The 17,512-nt window shown below is 51.1% G+C and carries 16 protein-coding genes; 9 read left to right on the top strand and 7 right to left on the bottom strand.

Annotated elements, in window-relative coordinates; genetic code table 11:
- Nucleotides 1-58 precede the first annotated feature (58 nt).
- From BLQ88_RS09395 to BLQ88_RS09375, 5 genes are all read left to right on the top strand, one after another.
- Nucleotides 59-1,084, top strand: coding sequence for a cytochrome d ubiquinol oxidase subunit II (locus BLQ88_RS09395; RefSeq protein ID WP_090148692.1), 1,026 nt, complete (start codon nt 59-61; stop codon nt 1,082-1,084).
- Between the two features lie 177 nt (nt 1,085-1,261).
- On the top strand, nt 1,262-2,008 hold the full coding sequence (locus BLQ88_RS09390; RefSeq protein ID WP_090148690.1) for a LytR/AlgR family response regulator transcription factor: 747 nt from the start codon (nt 1,262-1,264) through the stop codon (nt 2,006-2,008).
- 135 nt (nt 2,009-2,143) lie between these two features.
- A complete protein-coding gene (gene fucP, locus BLQ88_RS09385) occupies nt 2,144-3,397 on the top strand; it encodes an L-fucose:H+ symporter permease (RefSeq protein ID WP_090148688.1) in 1,254 nt (417 codons plus the stop codon).
- A 39-nt stretch (nt 3,398-3,436) separates the two neighbouring features.
- Nucleotides 3,437-4,225 carry an L-fucose dehydrogenase gene (locus BLQ88_RS09380; RefSeq protein WP_090148686.1) on the top strand — a complete coding sequence of 263 codons (789 nt, stop codon included), beginning with the start codon at nt 3,437-3,439 and terminating at the stop codon, nt 4,223-4,225.
- Between the two features lie 9 nt (nt 4,226-4,234).
- On the top strand, nt 4,235-5,248 hold the full coding sequence (locus BLQ88_RS09375) for a zinc-binding alcohol dehydrogenase family protein (RefSeq protein WP_090148685.1): 1,014 nt from the start codon (nt 4,235-4,237) through the stop codon (nt 5,246-5,248).
- A gap of 147 nt (nt 5,249-5,395) precedes the next feature.
- On the opposite strand, the gene BLQ88_RS09370 is transcribed toward BLQ88_RS09375, so the two are convergent.
- From BLQ88_RS09370 to BLQ88_RS09340, 7 genes are all read right to left on the bottom strand, one after another.
- Nucleotides 5,396-6,517, bottom strand: a complete 1,122-nt coding sequence (locus tag BLQ88_RS09370) for an ABC transporter permease (RefSeq protein ID WP_090148683.1) — start codon at nt 6,515-6,517, stop codon at nt 5,396-5,398.
- Nucleotides 6,514-7,620: an ABC transporter permease gene (locus BLQ88_RS09365; protein ID WP_090148681.1), complete on the bottom strand. Its 1,107-nt coding sequence runs from the start codon at nt 7,618-7,620 to the stop codon at nt 6,514-6,516. Before BLQ88_RS09365 ends, BLQ88_RS09370 begins: the two co-directional genes overlap by 4 nt.
- Nucleotides 7,621-7,622: 2 nt before the next feature.
- Nucleotides 7,623-8,369 carry an ABC transporter ATP-binding protein gene (locus BLQ88_RS09360; protein ID WP_218132900.1) on the bottom strand — a complete coding sequence of 249 codons (747 nt, stop codon included), beginning with the start codon at nt 8,367-8,369 and terminating at the stop codon, nt 7,623-7,625.
- Between the two features lie 13 nt (nt 8,370-8,382).
- The gene (locus BLQ88_RS09355; RefSeq protein WP_090148679.1) at nt 8,383-9,288 is read right to left on the bottom strand and encodes an ABC transporter ATP-binding protein; all 906 of its coding nucleotides are present in this window, start codon (nt 9,286-9,288) and stop codon (nt 8,383-8,385) included.
- Nucleotides 9,288-10,223 (bottom strand): HlyD family secretion protein, encoded by a 936-nt coding sequence (locus BLQ88_RS09350; protein WP_090148677.1) that lies wholly within the window; start codon nt 10,221-10,223, stop codon nt 9,288-9,290. The genes BLQ88_RS09355 and BLQ88_RS09350 overlap by 1 nt, the downstream gene beginning before the upstream one ends.
- Before the next feature lie 17 nt (nt 10,224-10,240).
- Nucleotides 10,241-11,515: a TolC family protein gene (locus BLQ88_RS09345; protein ID WP_229212640.1), complete on the bottom strand. Its 1,275-nt coding sequence runs from the start codon at nt 11,513-11,515 to the stop codon at nt 10,241-10,243.
- A gap of 103 nt (nt 11,516-11,618) precedes the next feature.
- The gene (locus tag BLQ88_RS09340) at nt 11,619-12,257 is read right to left on the bottom strand and encodes a TetR/AcrR family transcriptional regulator (protein WP_229212639.1); all 639 of its coding nucleotides are present in this window, start codon (nt 12,255-12,257) and stop codon (nt 11,619-11,621) included.
- Between the two features lie 129 nt (nt 12,258-12,386).
- Here BLQ88_RS09340 and BLQ88_RS09335 point away from each other — a divergent pair, with 129 nt between their 5' ends.
- The 4 genes from BLQ88_RS09335 (at nt 12,387) to BLQ88_RS09320 (ending at nt 17,424) form a co-directional block, all read left to right on the top strand.
- Nucleotides 12,387-12,743 (top strand): hypothetical protein, encoded by a 357-nt coding sequence (locus tag BLQ88_RS09335; RefSeq protein ID WP_143016821.1) that lies wholly within the window; start codon nt 12,387-12,389, stop codon nt 12,741-12,743.
- Nucleotides 12,744-12,748: 5 nt separating this feature from the next.
- Nucleotides 12,749-13,801, top strand: coding sequence for an HTTM domain-containing protein (locus tag BLQ88_RS09330; RefSeq protein ID WP_090148670.1), 1,053 nt, complete (start codon nt 12,749-12,751; stop codon nt 13,799-13,801).
- Nucleotides 13,802-13,927: 126 nt separating this feature from the next.
- Nucleotides 13,928-15,715 carry a translation elongation factor 4 gene (gene lepA / locus BLQ88_RS09325; RefSeq protein ID WP_090148668.1) on the top strand — a complete coding sequence of 596 codons (1,788 nt, stop codon included), beginning with the start codon at nt 13,928-13,930 and terminating at the stop codon, nt 15,713-15,715.
- Between the two features lie 11 nt (nt 15,716-15,726).
- The gene (locus tag BLQ88_RS09320) at nt 15,727-17,424 is read left to right on the top strand and encodes a DUF6044 family protein (RefSeq protein ID WP_090148666.1); all 1,698 of its coding nucleotides are present in this window, start codon (nt 15,727-15,729) and stop codon (nt 17,422-17,424) included.
- Nucleotides 17,425-17,512 lie beyond the last annotated feature (88 nt).

The following is a 17,512-nucleotide window of genomic DNA, read 5'->3' as shown; positions in this document are numbered from 1 at the left end:
ATTCGGCGGTCAGCCGTCGGTCGTCGGCGGTCAACTCAACAACCCAATCACAAAAACAATGCTCTACATCGTCATCACATATCTCTGGGCGTCGATTTTGCTTTACCTGCTGCTAGGTGGGGCGGATTTTGGTGCGGGGATTATCGAACTTTTCACTTCGCAAAAGAACAAGCAGGTGACCCGCAAAACGCTTTATTCGGCCATCGGGCCTATTTGGGAAGCCAATCATATGTGGCTGATCATTGCAATCGTAATCCTGTTCGTAGGCTTCCCGGTGATTTACTCGACCATGTCGGTGAACCTGCACATTCCGCTGACGGTCATGCTGATCGGCATTATCGCACGCGGTACCGCTTTCACTTTCAGGCATTACGATGCCGTCGTGGATGATATGCAGCACTTATACAATACCATTTTCGCGATTTCCAGCTTCACCACGCCGCTTTTTCTGGGTATTATCGCGGGAAGCGCCGTTTCCGGGCATATCGATCCGCAGGCTGCGACGTTTGTCGATGCCTATATTTTCAGTTGGCTACATTGGTTTTCCGTTACGGTAGGATTGTTCACGGTGTCGATCTGCGGGTTCCTGGCGTCGGTTTACCTCATCGGCGAAACCACGGTTGAGCACGAACGGCTGCGGTTTGCGCATAAAGCACAGTTTTTCAATATCGCTGCGGTCATTTGCGGTGCATTGGTGTTTGCCGCCGCGTGGTATGAGCATATCCCGCTGTTCGACTGGGTGTTCGGCAACTGGGTGGGCCGCATTGCCATTCTTTCGGCCACGCTCTCGCTGGTCTGGATGTGGGCCTTGCTTTATCAGGGAAAAATCGGGCTACTCAGGCCGCTGGCTGGTTTTCAGGTGACGATGATCCTGCTTACCACCACTTTCAAACATTTTCCGAATATCGTTATCCTGAAAGACGGCGGCTATTTGTCGCTCACGCAGCATGCCGGTCAGGAAAAAACGATCGAAGCGCTCGGCTGGGCGCTCTTGCTGGGCAGCATCCTGATTTTGCCTGCGCTGTTCTACCTGATTTACAGTTTCCAGAAAAAACCCGTCGGCTACGGAGGCGAAGCGCATTAGAATTCCCCCTCCAACACCCCATAAAATCGGGTGTATCAGCAGGCTCCGTTCCTTTCAATAACCGTTTGCTACCATACGGACATTGGAGTAGGCGCGGTTGTGTCCGTTATCATACTTTGTAAAAAAATCGCAGCCGGGTGAGCTGTGGTCACAAGGTATTTTAACGCTGTACCCACTATGATAAAAGCGCTGATCATCGACGACGAGCCAAGAGCCCGCAATGTTTTGCACCAACTTATCCTCACTTACGTACCCGATATCTCGGAGGTACGGACTGCCGGATCGGTGGACGAAGCCAAAAGCCTGATGGAATTCTACCTGCCCGATCTGGTCTTCCTCGACGTGGAAATGCCGCATCAGAACGGTTTTGATTTTTTACAGCTACCCAACAATCCCGATTTCGACGTCATTTTCATCACGGCACATAACAGCTACGCCATTCAGGCAATCCGCTTCAGTGCCCTGGATTACCTGCTGAAACCGATTGATCCGGAAGATTTGCAGGAGGCGGTGAAACGGCATTACACCAGAAGCGAGAGCTTCCGTCAGCGAAAATTGCTTTTCGACAATCTCGCGGCCAATATCGACAAGCGGGACATCAAGGATTTCCGGCTGGCGGTACCTTCAAGCGAAGGGGTTTTCTTCTTTATGGTACACGAAATCCTGCGCCTCGAAGCCGACCGCAACTACACGATCATCCATCTGATCAACAAACGGCCGTTCATTGCCAGCAAAACGCTTAAATATTTCGAGGACATGCTGGCCAAGTTCCGTTTTGTACGGACCCATAAGTCGCACCTGGTCAACATCGACCATATTATCCGGATCAGTAACAACAACGAGTTTATCATCCTCTCCGACGGCTCGCGCATAGAGGTATCGCGCCGGAAAAAGGACGAAGTGCAGCGGCAGCTGAATATCTGACAACCAGCGTTTGCAAAACAATGTATTGGAATATTTATGAGGGGAAGCAGTATTTCCCCGTAAAAAAATAGAATTCCTTTGCATTGTTTTGTTTTACTTTACAGCCGTTCCTGCATCTATTAATAACTTAACCTTATGACCGATCGTAAGACGCGGCTGGCTGTCATCCTCATCACGTCACTGTTTTTTCTATGGGGCTTCGCGCTCAACCTTAACCCGATCCTGATCCCGCATTTAAAGAAAGCCTGTCAGCTCAGCGACTTCCAATCGGCGCTGATCGACTCCGCTTCCTACATCGCCTACTTCCTGATTGCATTGCCCGCCGGGCTTTTCATGAAAAAGTACGGATACAAGGCCGGTATCGCCTTTGGATTGCTACTTTTTGCCGCTGGCTCATTCCTCTTTTACCCTGCCGCTGAAATGCGGCATTTCGGGTTCTTTTTGTTTGCCTTATTTGTGATTGCCAGCGGGTTAACAATGCTCGAAACGGCAGCTAATCCCTACATTACCGTGCTGGGTGACGCCGATTCGGCCACGCAGCGCCTCAATTTTGCGCAATCGTTCAATGGGCTGGCGGCATTTCTGGCGCCGCTGATGGGTGGGAAATTTATTCTTTCGGGGAAAACGCTCAGCGAGGCCGAGCACGCGGCGATGTCTCCCGACCAGCTGAATGCGTATCTGAACGAAGAAGCATCGTCGGTGCAGATTCCGTTTATACTGATCGGCTTGGTGGTATTGCTGGTTGCGGTAATGATCTGGCGGACTTCGTTGCCGGAAATCAAGGAGGAAGAAGAGGTTGAACAAAAACCGTCCGGCTCTATCTGGGGCGAAAAGAACCTCATTCTCGGTACCACAGCACAGTTCTTTTACGTAGGCGCACAGGTGTGTATCAGCAGCTTTTTTATCCGTTTCGCTGATCATGTGGCTGGTATTGATGAGAAAACGGCAGCCTATTTATTGTCCGGCGCATTGCTGGCATTCATGATCGGCCGGTTTATCGGTACTTACCTGATGCGCTTCGTTGCGCCGCCGCGTTTGCTGGCCATTTACAGCGTTGCCAACATCGTATTGCTCATAATTGCGGTGCTTACAGACGGTATGTTCTCGGTTTACGCATTGGTAGGCGTCGAATTCTTCATGTCGATCATGTTCCCGACGATCTTCGCATTGAGTATCCGCGGATTGGGTGAAAAAACCAAAATCGGTTCGTCGCTCGTGATCATGTCGATTGTCGGCGGCGCTTTTTTCCCGGTTATTATGGGGCAGGTATCGGATATTTCGTCCATTCAAACGGCTTACATAGTCCCTGCCGTGTGTTTCCTCGTAGTACTATACTTCGCGATCCGCAACAGCTCGGTGAAACAGGTGACGCTGGGCACTTCGCATTAAGCATAAGCAATTCATTTATAAGTATTTATTTAAAAAATAATGGATTTAAAACTTCAAAATAAGGTGATTATCGTCACCGGCGGGGCCAAAGGGATCGGCGAGGGCATCGTACAGGTGCTGGCATCCGAAGGTGCAATTCCCGTAATCGTCGGCAGAAATGCCGAAGACAACCAGAAAGTAGTCTACGCGCTGGCGGCACAGGGAAAAGAGGCATTCCAGGTGGCGGCGGAGCTTACCCAGCCCGAAGCATCTGAAAAAGCAGTGAATGCGGTGCTTGAAAAATACGGCCGGATCGACGGACTCGTCAATAATGCAGGTGTGAATGATGGTGTGGGACTTGAAAACGGTACTTATGAAGGCTTTATCGCCTCATTGCACAAAAACGTGGTGCATTACTACCTGATGGCGCATTATGCATTACCGGCATTGAAGGCTTCCAAAGGTTCTATCGTGAATATCAGTTCCAAAACGGCGGACACCGGCCAGGGTGGAACGTCGGCATATGCCGCTTCCAACGGCGGTCGCAATGCGCTGACGCGCGAATGGGCGGTGGAATTGTTGAAATACGGCATCCGCGTCAACTCGGTGATCGTAGCCGAATGCTGGACGCCGCTGTACGAAAAATGGATCGAGACATTACCGAACCCGAAAGAAAAACTGGCTTCCATTACGGCTAATATTCCCTTGGAAAACCGCATGACCACGGCAGAAGAAATCGCGAATATGACCGTTTTCCTGCTTTCTGAAAAATCAAGCCACACTACCGGGCAGCTCATTTACGTCGACGGCGGCTACGTCCACCTCGACCGCGCGCTGGCCAACTCCTGATCACGATCGATGGAAATACTCGTTTGTACCACACCCGGCTCGTTCTCCTATGAACAAGCCGAAGCGCCCGTAGCCACGCCGGGACATAGCATACTGAAAATCAAAAGAATAGGCATTTGCGGAACCGATTTGCACGCGTTCGAGGGAACGCAGCCTTTCTTCAACTACCCGAGAATCCTCGGCCATGAACTGGCAGGCGAGATCGTCGAAACCGATGCACCGGGCTTTGTGAAAGGCGAGGCGGTTACATTTGTACCCTATTTCAATTGCGGCAAATGCGTGGCCTGCCGCAATGGCAAGCCCAACTGCTGCACCAGCCTGAAAGTGTCGGGCGTGCATATCGACGGCGGGATGGTGGAGTATCTCTCCGTTCCCTCTTACTCGCTCGTACATGGCGACGGCCTCAGCTTCGATGAGCTCGCCCTCGTGGAGCCGCTCGCGATAGGCGCGCATGGCGTACGTCGCGCGGATGTACGCAAGGATGAATTTGTGCTGGTAGTCGGTGCAGGGCCTATCGGATTAGGAACCATGGAATTTGCCCGCATTGCCGGTGGGAAAGTGATCGCATTGGATATCAACGACCAGCGCCTGGCCTTCTGCCGGGAGCGCATCGGCGTGGAGCATACCATAAACGGCATGACGGAAAACGTCGCAGAACGCCTTGCAGAAATCACCAATGGCGATATGCCGACCGTCGTTATCGACGCTACCGGCAACCTGCGTGCCATCAATAACGCATTCGCTTACCTCGCGCACGGCGGCAAATATGTGCTCGTAGGTCTTCAAAAAGGCGAAATCGCATTCAACCATCCCGAATTTCACAAGCGCGAGGCTACTTTAATGAGCAGCCGCAACGCCACCCGCGCCGATTTCGAGCACGTGATCCACAGCATGAAAAACGGCCTCGTCGACCCCAAAACATACATCACCCACCGCGTAACATTCGGCCGGGTGAAAGACGAATTCGAAAGCTGGCTAGACCCGGCAAACGGGGTTATTAAGGCGATGGTGGAGATGGATTAGGTGACCGCCGACCACCGAACGCTGACCGCCGACGGGTTGTGAGATGACTTGCGACATTGGGACCATAGACCATGGTCGGCCCATCGGCGGTCGGCGGTCGGCGGTCGGCGGTCGGCGGTCGGCGGTCGGCGGTCGGCGGTCAAAAACTCAATTCGTCTTCTTATAATTCAAAACCGCCCAGCTGTTCAGTACCAATGCCATCAGGGCTACTACCCCTACGTGTGGCAGCACATCCTTGAAACTGCTGCCTTTGAGAATGACCATCCGCATGACTTCGATCATGTAGCGCACCGGATTCACGCGTGTGATCACCTTTGCCCAGTCGGGCATGCTATCGATAGAAGTGAACAAACCGCCCAGCAGTATGAAGAGCATCATGAAAAAGAACATGATGAACATAGCCTGCTGCTGGGTGTCACAAAACGTCGATACGAGCAACCCGAAGCCCAAAACGGCCAGCAGATACACGGAAATGAATGCATAGAGTGTCAGCAAACTTCCTACCGGCACAATTCCGTACACAAACCGCGCCACCAGCAGGCCTATTGTGAAAACGATATTGGCCAAAACCCAGAAGGGAATTAGTTTACCCAAAATAAAAATGTGCTTTTGGATAGGCGTCACGTTGATCTGCTCGATGGTGCCTATCTCCTTTTCCCGCACGATATTCAATGCCGACAAGAACCCGCCGACCATCGTTACCAGGATCGCAAGAATGCCCGGGACAATAAACACCTTGTAGTTCAAAACCGGGTTGAACCAATTGGAAGCTACTACTTCGATCATCGGAAACTGGCTGAACCTTGGCGGCGTAACGAGCTGCATCCGGATATCCGCATTGAAATCACCGATAATGCTGCCGAGATACGAACCGCCCAGGCTTGCCTTCGTACCATTGATCGCATTCACCGCCACAAACAGTTTCTCATGATGGTCCTCGCGTATCAGGTTTCTTTCAAAATCATGCGGGATTTCGAGGATCAGGTCTGCCCTATCGGATTCGATCAGGCCGAACGCCTCTTTAAATGACGCATTGTAGCCCGTAAGCCGGAAGTAGCCGGATGCTACAATTTTGGAGATCAGTTTTTGAGAATAAGGTGATTTATCATGATCAACAATCGACAAATTGATATTCCTCACCTCATAGTCGGCTGCTAGCGGCATGAGGATCAACTGCACCATGGGCATGAAGAAGATCATCGCCACAATGGATTTGTCCCTGAAAATCTGCCGGAATTCTTTGCGTAACAAAAATCGTAATGTCCTCATTGCAAACGGATTTTAAAGCTTTTCAAACTCACCAGCAACAGAAATACCGTCATACCGAGCAAAATCAGCGTCTCTTTCCAAAGCGCCGAGATCCCTAATCCTTTGATCATAATCGATTTGACGATAATGTAAAACCATTTGGAAGGCACAATATTCGAAATGATCTGCAATGGCAACGGCATATTCTCGATCGGGAACAGGAAACCGCTGAACATCATCGTCGGCAGCAGCATACCCATCAGCGAAATGAGCATCGCAATCTGCTGGGAATCAGTTTCAATGGATATAAAAATGCCCAGCGCCAGACAGGTGATGATAAACAGCGTACTTTCCGCAAACAGCAGTGCTACGCTTCCTTTCACCGGCAAATCGAGCACAAAAACGCTCAGCAGCAATATCGCCGTCACATTCACGAGCGACAATGCGAGGTAAGGGAATGCTTTGGCAAAAATCACCAGCACCGGCTTGAATGGCGATACAAGCAGGATTTCCATCGTACCGGTTTCCTTCTCGCGGACAATGGAAATGGCCGTCATCATCACCGAAACGAGCAGCAGCACCAGCGCCATCACGCCCGGCACGAAGCCGTGCGCACCTTTGAGCTGCGGGTTATAAAGCATGCGTACCTCGGGCGTAATGCGGTAAGGAATTTCCAGGTTTTGGTTAACCTGGTTCTGGTAATCCATAATGATCGACGAAAGGTAGTTCGTAATCATATTCGCCGTATTCACGTCACTGGCATCTGTAATGATCTGGACTTGGGCCTTGTTGTGATGCAGTAAATCCTCATTGAAATTCACCGGAAACACGACTACCGCTTTGATTTTCCCTTTCTGAAACGTGCCCAATATCTCCTTATGGCTCAATGCAGCCTGCCGGATATTGAAGTACCGGCTCGCACCGATCCTCGTCAGCAGCTCCTGCGAAGCATTGTCTTTGGCATAATCCACAACCAGGATTTCGGAATCCTTCACCTCGTTGGTTAGTGCGAAACCGAAGATCAATATCTGCGCGATGGGCATGCCAAAGAGGATCAGCAGCGTGCGGCGGTCGCGGAGCACGTGGTAAAATTCCTTTCTGACAAATGCTAGAAACTGTTTCATAACTAATCCCCTCTTTTGGCGCCGCGCGCGAGTTGGTAAAATACTTCATCCATCGACCGCGCATGAAAGCTGTTTTTCAGGTTTGTGGGCGTGTCGAGTACCTCCATTTTGCCATCCACCATAATGGATATACGGTGGCAATATTCGGCCTCGTCCATGTAATGCGTGGTCACGAACACGGTAATGCCGCTGTCGGCCGCTTCGTAAATCATATCCCAGAACTGCCGCCGCGTCACCGGATCTACACCTCCGGTAGGCTCGTCGAGGAATACGATTTTGGGCTCGTGCAGCACGGCTACCGAAAAGGACAGCTTCTGTTTCCAGCCCAATGGCAGGGACGCGACCAACTTGTTTGCTTCGTTTTGCATGCCTAATCGCTGCAACAACTGCGCTGTTTTTGTTCTGATCTGCTCGTCGGAAAGGCCGTAAATGCCGCCGAAAAACTCGATATTTTCTCGCACGGTCAGGTTTTCGTAAAGCGAAAACTTCTGGCTCATGTAGCCGATATTTTTCTTGATCTGCTCTGTTTGCGTGTACACATCGTAACCTGCAATGGTCGCCTTGCCCGAACTGGGCGAGGAAAGCCCGCATAGCATGCGCATGGCGGTGGTTTTGCCGGCGCCGTTCGCGCCGAGGAAGCCAAAAATTTCCCCTTTATGTACGTCGAATGTGATTTCGTTGGTGGCTATAAAGTCCCCGAAGCGCTTCGTGAGCTTCTCGCAGACTATCACTCTATCGTCCTGCATCATGGCTGTGACGGTTTTAATGTAATAATTTGATAAATGTGTCCTCGATCGTTACCTCCGCGCCCTTCACTTCCACGCCCGTGAGCCCGTGACCGCGCAGGTATGCCTGCAACGCGTGCGTATCCGTATCGTGGAACGTTGCATGTGCGTACTCGCCGAACGCGTAGCTGTTGATTACGCCGGGATGACTCTCCAAAACTTTCAGCAGCTTGTACATTTCATTGGCTTTAATGGCCAGCAGCTTGTCGGGATAGGCGTTTACGATGTTCTGCGGCGTGTCGATCGACAGTATTTTGCCGCCCTGGATCAGCGCAATGCGGTCGCAAAGTGAGGCTTCGTCCATATAGGGCGTGGAAACAAGAATGGTAATGCGCTGTTCTTTCAATCTCCTGAGCATTTCCCAGAACTCCTTCCGCGAAACCGGGTCGACGCCGGTGGTGGGTTCGTCGAGAAACAATGTAGTCGGTTTGTGGATCAATGCGCAGCACAATGCGAGTTTCTGCTTCATCCCGCCGGATAACTTACCTGCCCGCCGGTTTTTGAACGGCTCGATCTGCACGTAAATGTCTTTGATCAAATGGTAGTTCTCCTCTATCGTAGTCCCGAAAACAGTTGCGAAAAAATGCAGGTTTTCTTCAATGGTAAGGTCCTGGTAGAGCGAAAATTTTCCCGGCATATACCCTACCGAACTGCGTATGCGCCTGAAATCCTGCACAATATCATGCCCGTCGACGCTCGCCGAGCCGCCATCCGGCAAAAGCGACGTGGTAAGCATGCGAAAAATGCTCGTCTTACCGGCCCCGTCCGGACCTATGAGGCCAAAAAGTTCGCCCTGCTCGACGGAAAACGACACATTGTCCACGGCCACGGTTTGCTCTTTACCGTAGGTTTTGACCAGATTTTTGACAACAACCGCTTCCATTATTTCAATGCGACTTCTCCGTACATCCCTATTTTCAAATACCCGTCATTCTTCACACGGATCTTGACCGCGTAAACCAGGTTAGCGCGTTCGTCCTTCGTCTGAATGGTTTTGGGGGTAAATTCCGCTTTATTACTGATCCATTCGATCGTGCCCGGCAATGTGCGGTATTGGCTATTGGCACTGTCTACGAGCACTTTAACCTGCTGATTCAGCTTGACACCCGTCAGTTGGTCTCCCGTCACATAGGCGCGCAGAATGATCGTCGAGAGATCAGCGACTTTATATAATGGCTTCCCGGCAGCGGCCACTTCGTTCGCTTCGGCATATTTGGTCAAAACCGTTCCATTCACTTCGTTGACAATCTTCGACTTCGAAATCTGATCATTAATCTGCTCGATCTGAACAACCAGCGGCTGAACGTCCGCCCTAAGGCCGGAGGTTTGTGTTTTCAAAACAGAGGTTTGCGCGGCATCCTGCTTACGGATTACGTCCAGCTGCTTTTGCAGTTCTTCCACTTGCGCATTGATATCGTCGAGCTGCTTGGGTGTCGCCGCATCGGCTTTCAACAGGTTTTGAACGCGTTTCTGCTCATGCAGCAGGTTATCGAGGCGTACCTGCGAAACGGCGATCTGCTGTTTGTAAACATTGGTCTGCGCCACAATGTCGGGCACGCGGCTGCCGGTGGCCCTGATCTGCGCTTCAAGCTGCTTTTTGCGCAAATGCAGTTGCAGGCTATCGATGTAACCCACCGTTTGGCCGGCTTTCAGCCGCTGGCCCTCTTCCAGGGTCAGCACCATAATGCGGCCCGTTGCCTCGGCGGATACGATCGTTTCCACGGCCTCGAATGTGCCGGAAGCGTCGTATGGGTTCTCTTTTCCATTGCAGGCCGCCATCGCCACGGCCAATATCATCATGTAAGAATATGTTTTCATGAGTTTGTAATTAATGCTTATTCAATATTGGTTCCCAGGGTGTTATCGAGGTTATACTGCGACATCAGGAGCTGAATGCCGTGCAGGATCTTGTTCAGCCGCGCCTGGTCTTCGGCATTCACCTCCCGCAGGAAATCGTTGGTATTGATCACCCCGTTTTCCAGCTGGGCGGCGGCGGTGGTTTTAATGCTCTCGCGTAGGGTAATGATCTCGTCGTCGGTCGTCAGCAACTGTCGGAAACGGTCGAGTTCGGCATTTTGCTGCCGGGCAGCCAGGTTCGTATTGAAGAGAAAGGTCTCTTTTTGTAACTGAATGGCATCCCGGTTGTTACGGATCAGGTCGCGGTCCTTCTTAATGGTATATAACCCTGAAAGCGACCAGTTCAGACGCACGCCGGTAATGTAATAGGGGTCGAAACCATTGCTGAGGATATTCAATGCAGGCCGGCCATAACCTCCCTGAAAGAAGAAGTTGAGTTTCGGGCGGTTGCGCACATCCAACAGCTGCGACTGAATATCGAGACTGCGGTTCTGAGCCTCGTATAATTTGAGTTCCGGCCGGCTGATATCGCCGCTGGCCGCCAGGTTCGCAGGTTTTTCGAGCACCGCCGAATCTCCCAATGGCAGCCCGGTCAGTAATCCGAGCATTTCCGTGTAGGCTTTGCGGCTCGCATTCAGGTCGATCATGCGCTGGTCGGCTTTCAGCAACTCGGCTTTCAATGTATTTGCATTGCTTTTGAATGCGGTACCGTTATCGATCAATGCCTGCACCTTACGAATGCCGAGGTTGATATCCTTTTTCAGCAAATCGTTCTGTTTCAACTGCTCATCCAGCATTAATGTGCCGAAAAACAGCTGGTTCACGCGCTCGTTCAGCTTGTACAGTTCCACTTCCAGCTTCTGCGATTCCACCTGCGCATTCGCCTCATGCGAGCGTACCTGTGTGCGAACATTGCCGCCGTCGTAAATCGTCTGGTTCAGCTCGCCGTAAACTTTGTACTGGTCTTTATTGATAGTCGGGAATTCCACGCCGGGGATGGAAACCGGCAGCTTAAACTCCGTCACTGCCGACTGGTAAGTAGCCTGTCCCTGCACGGTGAATTGCGGTAAATAACCCTTAGCAGCATTGCTTACCGAGTAATCCCGCGTCTTTTCGATCAGTCCCTGCTGCCGGATCATCGGGTAGTTTTTCCGGGCCAGCTGGTAGGCCTCCCGGATCGTCAGGGGCTTTTCCTGTGCCCGTAAATGCATGGCAACGAGTACCAAACAGGCGGTTAGCTTAATAATTTTCAATCCATTAATCATTTTATTTATTCGTTTTATTTAATCATTTGATTAATATGTGGGTTAAAAAAAGGGAGGTTTTTCCCCTCCTGTCTGCACTTGTCAGCGCTGCTTAGCCGTGATCCAGCATGAGTTTCATCCACGCCGGGATGAGCTTCTTGCGCTGTACCATCATTTGCCGGTAAAAATCTTCACTGCCGAGAACAGGCTGTAAAACCGGCTTTGCCACAAACGGGAACAAGTTCATTCCGAGCAGGTTAATGATAAAATGCAATGGGTTTATATCGCTCCTCCGCTCGGCCAGCTGCTTCACAAATACCGAATCCTTCAAAAGCTTTGGCGCTTGAACGCGGTTGGCAAGCTGCTCGGGATTGCTCCGGATCTCGCTCAGCACGAAAATCGGCAGGTCGGGATGTTCGAGCAGCATATCGATGTAATTTTCCGTGATCTTTTCCAGCTTTTCGTCCAATGTCGTTTCGGCATCGTTCAGTACCGGCGCCAATACGCCGAACAACTTCTCGATCCGCTCGGCCATCACGATCTGGAAAAGCTTTTCCTTACTGCGAAAATAATAGTTCAGCAACGCCAGGTTGATACCCGCCTCCTCCGCAATATCCCTCGTACGCGCATTGCCATAACCCTTTTTGGTAAATACAATGCCCGCCGCTGCCTTGATCTTCTCCTCCGTGCTCTGGTCCAGCTGCGTCTTTTTCGCTTTCGCCATCAGTCCATTTTCAGTTTGTTTTGCCAAAGGTAAAACCTGTTTTTGATTTAACCAAAATATTTAATCATTTGATTAAATATTTTGGTTAATGCTTTTTCATTACCTTTTACCCAAATTGCTGTAATCCACTATGATCTGAAAATTTACTATACACCCATGACTTCTTCCACACTCAAAAAATGGCTTCCCGGGCTGCTTTTTCTGTCGGCGCAGCTCATTAACACACTTTACGAACTCACACAGGACACCCGGACGCTCTCCTGGGCGCCGCATACCACGCAGGTATTTTACCGGATCGATGCATTTGAAAATGGCCAAACCTGGGAAAAACAGGCTGTTGAGTCACGTTATAGTATAGCGCAATCGCAGTGGGAAGCACACGCATCCGGCAATCTGCGGCGGCTGGTCGAGTCGGTGGAAGCGCAAAAACCAGGCAACCCCGACAGCGTCAGGATTACCTACCGCCGCAATGGGGCGCCGGAACGGACTTATTTGTGGAAAGCCAGCCGCTGAGCCTTATGCGCCATTTCAACCCTTTCTATATCAAAGGAAAAGCTGTCGCGCCGGAGTTGGTCCTCGCCGTGCGGTTTCTGGCTGTTTACCTCATGCTCACGAAAGAATTCCCTTTCAACGGCAACCAGGGCAGCGGCCGGTTCTATCCCCTCGTGGGTTTGCTCGATCAGCTGGGTACCGACGAGCAGTTCAATACGGGCGTCAGGCTGCTATTTATGGGCGGTATTGCATTAATGATGTTCTCGCAGTTTGTGCGGCTGGGTGCTTTGGGCGTCGGCATGGCATTCCTTACCGGGCTGCTTTCTTGCCAGATATGCATTTCTGTCGCACACCTATTTACCGGCTGCGTATTCCTGTGTACTGCACTCAGCAACGACGTCACCGGAACCGACCTGATCCGTTTCCAGCTGGTGGTACTCTACCTCGGCGCCGACCTGAACAAGGTTACCGATAACGATTGGTGGACTGGCGCCAGCATGGAAACACTGCTCGTGACCAAACATCAGATAGCGTCCTATATGAAACTGGCCCGTGCATTCCCGGCAGGTTTTCTGTCCCAGATCATGGGGATCGGGGTTATTGTACTGCAAATGGCCATTGCCATCCTGCTGCTCCGCCGCAAAACGATCATCTACGCCATGCTCATGGCGCTGGTACTGCACTTGCCGATGGTTTTATTGATGCACATGACTTTCGGGCCGTTCCTTTTCGCGCTGGTAACGGCCTATGGTTCTTTACTGACCTGGCCCCGGCACCTGGCTTGCAACAGCCGGTTGCACAGTGGCGTGCTCCTGAAATGCTTAAAAATATTCGATTTTAATGATCAGATCAGTCCATGTACTGAGAACCCGAAAGAATCCCCGGCCAGTTGGCTGAGAACCGCCCTGCACTTTTTACCCCATCCCGCTATCCTACTGACAATGACCGTCCTGACTGCCGCAATGGTCCGTTATGGCAAATTATTACCCCTTGTCATGCTCACGATCCTCGCGTTCTGTCTTTACGCCTGGCCGCAGCGTAAGCGTATCGCGCAGGCGGTCCGTCCCGCGAGCTTGTGAGCAGGGTTGTCATTTTTAGTTTCAACTTCTGTTTGAAAACATCTTGAAATATTAATTACCCTCGTAATTTTGTGATTGCTTTGACCTGAACTATATATTCAAAGCATTGGAATAGGAACTACTTTCATGAAGAAAATCCGTAATTTTTGCATTATTGCCCATATTGACCACGGGAAAAGTACCCTGGCGGACCGTCTGCTGGAATTTACCAAAACTGTATCGCAGCGCGAAATGCAGGCGCAATTGCTCGACAATATGGATCTGGAACGCGAACGCGGCATCACGATCAAGAGCCACGCGATCCAGATGAACTACATTTATAAAGGAGAAGAATATATACTGAACCTGATCGATACCCCGGGGCACGTGGACTTTTCCTACGAAGTTTCCCGCTCGATCGCCGCCTGCGAAGGCGCATTGCTGCTCGTGGACGCTTCACAGGGTACCGAAGCGCAAACGATCTCCAACCTCTACCTGGCGATCAACCATGATCTGGTCATCATCCCCGTTCTGAACAAAATCGACCTTCCCGGTGCCATGCCCGAGGAGATCAAGGATGAAATGGTTGACCTTTTGGGTTGCGAACGTGCCGATATTATCCCGGCCAGCGGCAAGGAAGGAATTGGTATCGAGGACATCCTGAATGCGATCGTGGAGCGTATCCCAGCGCCCGTCGGCGATCCGGAAGGACCTTTGCAGGCATTGATCTTCGACTCGGTTTTCAACTCTTACCGCGGTATCGAGGTAATTTTCCGGGTGAAAAACGGCAGCATCAAGAAAGGCGACAAGGTGAAGTTCATGGCGACCGGCAAGGAATATTTCGCCGACGAAATCGGTACGCTCGGTTTGCAGCAAATCCCCAAGCAAGTGGTAGAATGCGGCGACGTGGGTTACCTGATTTCGGGTATCAAAGTGGCCAAAGAGGTGAAGGTAGGTGATACTTTCACCCATATCGACCGTCCTGCCAGCGAAGCGATCGTCGGCTTTTCGGAGGTTAAACCGATGGTATTCGCCGGAATCTACCCAGTGGATACCAGCGAGTTCGAAGAGCTTCGCGAGGCGATGGAGAAATTGCAGCTGAACGACGCGGCATTGGTTTGGGAACCTGAAACTTCCGCGGCGCTCGGCTTCGGTTTCCGTTGTGGCTTCCTCGGAATGCTGCACATGGAGATCGTCCAGGAACGTCTGGAACGCGAGTTCGATATGACTGTGATCACGACGGTGCCATCGGTACAGTTCCGGGTTTTGACGACGAAAGACAAACTGCTGAATATCAGCGCGCCGTCAGAAATGCCTGAGCCTAACCACATTAAGTACATCGAAGAGCCATACATCAATGCACAGATCATCACCAAATCGGACTACATCGGCCCGATCCTGAACCTGTGTATGGACAAGCGTGGTATTCTCAAAAACCAGATATACCTCACTGCCGAGCGCGTGGAGCTCCAATTCCTCATTCCGCTGGCCGAGGTGGTATTTGATTTCTTTGATAAACTCAAAACCATATCGAGAGGTTACGCCTCGCTCGACTACGAACTGGCAGGTTACCAGGAGTCGGACATGGTGAAGCTCGACGTAATGCTCAATGGCGAGGCGGTGGATGCATTGTCGGCCATCGTACACCGATCGAAATCGTATGAATGGGGCAAGAAGCTTTGCGAAAAACTGCGCGAGCTGATCCCGCGTCAGATGTTCGAGATCGCTATCCAGGCGGCCATTGGTCAGAAAATCATCGCCCGCGAAACAGTAAAAGCGATGCGGAAAGACGTTTTGGCCAAATGTTATGGTGGTGATATTTCCCGCAAGCGCAAGCTGCTTGAAAAACAGAAAAAAGGGAAGAAGCGGATGCGTCAGGTTGGTAATGTAGAAATTCCGCAGGAAGCATTTATGGCTGTTTTGAAGATCAACTAGCAAATTCAAATATGAAAGCAAAATACCAGCAGTACTACCTCAGGGGGTTATTGCTGGTATTTTTGCTTTATCACGCGCCCACCATTTTCCTCGGTCCCGGCGCATTCTTCAACGCCTTCGACTCGCTCGATTCCTTTGTGGTATGGTACCGCCTCGCCACGCAGCCCGCGTACGCATGGGCACCCCCGTACGCGATCATCGAGCCTTTTATGGGTGGTGTACCGAAATTCACGCTCGTAAGTACCTATAATGTATACTACTGGCTCAACCTCCTGCTGCCTACCTTTTACGCTTTTCAAGTTTACAATATCTTCATCAGCGCGGCTGCGCTGGTGGGTATGTGGTTGTTATGCCGCCGACATTTAGGGGTTAGCGATTCCGTTTCGGCATTTTTGGCATTGTCGTTTGCGTTTACGCCTTTTCTTCCTACCTGGGGACTGAGCATTGCGGGCCAGCCTCTCCTCCTTTTTGTGATCCTTAACATCCGGAATGCGAAGCCCGCGATCTGGAACTGGCTGATTTTGGCGGCGTTTCCGTTTACTTCCAATTTTCAGTCTGCCGGTGTATTCATTCTCTTTGCATTCGGGGTGCTGATCGGTTGGGATATTGTTCAAAAACGGCCGGTCAGGCGGCTGCTTCTTGCATTTGCTATCCTGCTGGCGGTATACCTCGCCACGAAAATCGACCTGATCCAGAACTTGCTCGGCGGCGAAGGGTTTGTTTCGCACCGCACTGAAATGCAGCGGTTCCCCGTATCGTTAGGCGTTTGCCTGAAAATATTCGCGCGGTACTTCCTGCTCGGCAATGTCGATGTGGCGCTGTCGCTGCATACTTTCGTGCTGCTGCCGTTTGTGTGCCTGACTTATGCACTGCATGTTCTTCGGCGAAGGGAGGTCCCACGCGCGCTTACCGCGACGTTGTCTGTTATCGTGGTGATATGCTTTTACATTGCATTACTAAACTGGGGGCCGCTGGTTGCACTCCGGAATGGCTCTGACGTGCTCCGGATGTTCAGCCTGGAAAGGTTTCATATTTTCCTGCAAATGCTCTGGCACATTGCGGCAGCGCAGGCTTTTCTGCTTATTATTCCAAAATACCAAACCCGCACGCTGGTGGTCGTGGCCGCACTCCAATTAACGGTTTGTTTCGCCTACCAGCCTACCTACTACGAGCGCTTTTTCAAAAAGATCATCACAATCGTTCCTTACCACTACATTTTCACCTACGAAGATTATTACGCCGAACGGATGTTCGACAACATCAAAACAGCCATCGGTAAACCACAGAAAAGTTACCGTGTGGCTAGTATCGGCATTCCACCGGCTGTGGCGCAATACAATGGCCTTCGTACCATCGACGGATATTCGAGCAATTATCCACTGCCCTACAAGCACAAGTTCCGCAAAATCATCGCCGGCGAACTCGAAAAGAATGGTAGTAACAAGGGCTTCTTCGATTTCTGGGGCAGCCAATGCCTGATCGTTTACGACCAGCAACTCCCCTATTTTGAAACACACATGACGCGCGGAATGCCCCCTCACGACCGTACGATCACGCTCTCGCACGATGCACTGCGCGACCTGCAATGCGACTATATTTTATCCGTAGAAAACATTCGTGATCCCGAAAAGTCCGGTTTGCGCAAGCTGGCGATATTCAATTCGGCGATATGGCACGTAAGTCTATATGAAGTTACTAATAATCAATGAAGTATATTCGATAGGAATTATTCGTAACCGATAGAAAACTCGTTGGCTGGCGGTTGTTCTCCGGGAGCATTTTTGCGTATATTACCAC

This window comes from Dyadobacter soli (genome assembly GCF_900101885.1).
GTDB classification, from domain to species: Bacteria; Bacteroidota; Bacteroidia; order Cytophagales; family Spirosomataceae; genus Dyadobacter; species Dyadobacter soli.
Note: the sequence above shows the minus strand (reverse complement) of the source record. Positions and strands in the feature narration are given on the sequence as shown.